Genomic DNA, 1,369 nt, shown 5'->3' with positions numbered 1-1,369 from the left:
CGGGTTAATGAGATGGTCACCCCCAACACCCTGCGAGGGCTACGCTTTCGCAGGGTGTTTTGTTTTCGGAGGCCATCATCATGAGCGATTCAGCACTGATCGGTATCGATCTCGGCAAGCACAGTTTCCACCTTCACGGGCAAGATCAATCGGGCCGCGAGGTGTTCCACAAGAAGCTCTCTCGAACTCAGATGATGCAGTTTTTCGGCAATTTGCCGAGCTGCGTCGTGGTGATGGAAGCCTGTGCCGGTTCGCACTTTGTTGCTCGTCAGCTGGTCGTAATGGGTCATACGGCCAAACTGATTTCTCCCCAGTTCGTTAAGCCCTTCGTCAAGGGCAACAAAAATGATTTTGTCGATGCTGAAGCGATCTGTGAGGCGGCTTCCCGCCCGTCTATGCGCTTCGTTACCCCTAAAACCGAGTCCCAACAAGCGCTATCTGTGCTACACCGGATGCGCGAGTCGTTGGTGCATGACCGCACAAAAACGACTAATCAGATGCACGGTTTTTTACTGGAATTTGGAGTCAGCCTGCCCAAAGGTTTGGCCATCATGAAGCGTTTAGCGATTGTTCTGGCCGAGCACGAGTTTCCCGTTCGTCTGACCGTGTTGCTGAAGCGTCTGCACGATCACTTTGTTTATCTGGATGAGCAAATTAAAGCGCTGGACAAAGAGTTGGCAGGCCAACTGGCCGACGATGATCTGGGTAGTCGTTTGCTGAGTATGCCGTGTGTCGGACCGATCACCGCCAGCCTGCTGGCTGTGGAGATGGGCGATGGCAAGCAATATCGATGCAGCCGGGACTTTGCCGCCTCTGTGGGGCTGGTGCCTCGGCAGTACAGCACGGGCGGTAAAGCCAATTTGCTGGGGATCAGCAAGCGCGGTGACAAGCATCTGCGGCAACTGTTGGTGCAATGTTCCAGGGTCTATATGCAGAATCTGGAACACCAAAAAGGGACGTTGGCCAACTGGGTTCGTTCCTTGCTCAGTCGACGACATTCGAACGTAGTGGCCTGTGCCTTGGCCAACAAACTGGCGCGTATCGCGTGGGGAATAGCCACTCACCATACGCAATATGAAGCAGGGCCAGACGCCTTGAACGCCTGACCCTGCGGTTGTTGCAGTACCACGAATCACCCTTCAGGTTTTGCGATAGCTGAACAACGGATGACGTGAACGGCCTACCGGCCTGGCGAAGATCCTGACACAAAAATCGGCTCCTGAAGCCGACGGGTTTTTAAGGATCGTCAGGCGCGACTCTCATCGTGGCGCTGGGGCATGCCCCCAAACAGACGCCGGATAGATTTAAGCAAGCCAACCACACCACCCGTTAATCAGTATTGCAAAAATGGGGGTGACCATAGATTTTT

At 54.2% G+C, this 1,369-nt stretch carries 1 protein-coding gene; it reads left to right on the top strand.

The window, feature by feature from the left end; genetic code table 11:
- The first annotated feature begins 80 nt into the window (after nt 1-80).
- Nucleotides 81-1,106, top strand: a complete 1,026-nt coding sequence (locus AC1RT4_RS28975; protein WP_493089513.1) for an IS110 family RNA-guided transposase — start codon at nt 81-83, stop codon at nt 1,104-1,106.
- The last annotated feature ends 263 nt before the right edge of the window (nt 1,107-1,369 follow it).

This window comes from Pseudomonas sp. GW821-FHT11D10 (genome assembly GCF_058808435.1).
The sequence above is the reverse complement of the archived record's forward strand: the minus strand, read 5'-3'. Positions and strand labels throughout refer to the sequence as shown.

Coding starts and splice junctions, on each gene's coding strand:
- AC1RT4_RS28975 (WP_493089513.1), top strand. CDS start 81: ATGAGCGATTCAGCACTGATCGGTATCGATCTCGGCAAGCACAGTTTC.